This is a genomic window from Bradyrhizobium sp. Kon10 (assembly GCF_055807395.1).
This window is the reverse complement of the sequence record NZ_JBVVOZ010000437.1, coordinates 1-231: the sequence shown is the minus strand read 5'-3', so window position 1 is coordinate 231 and position 231 is coordinate 1. Positions and strand designations below refer to the sequence as shown.

1 pseudogene is annotated in these 231 nt (G+C 63.2%); it reads left to right on the top strand.

Annotated features, from left to right (window positions below):
- Positions 1-64: 64 nt before the first annotated feature.
- Positions 65-231, top strand: a pseudogene (locus AC0L2O_RS37655) (ribulose-phosphate 3-epimerase); the annotation flags it as partial.

The following is a 231-nucleotide window of genomic DNA, read 5'->3' as shown; positions in this document are numbered from 1 at the left end:
GACAAGATGACTCCGGTTGGTGTGCAGCGACCGGAAACGGAAGACGGAACGGGAGCCGACGACTATGGGTACCAAGACAATCATCGCGCCCTCGGTGCTTTCTGCGGACTTCTCGCGGCTCGGCGACGAGGTCGAAGCGGTCGTCCGGGCGGGCGCCGACTGGATCCATCTCGACGTGATGGACGGCCATTTCGTGCCCAACATCACCTTCGGTCCGCCGGTGATCAAGGC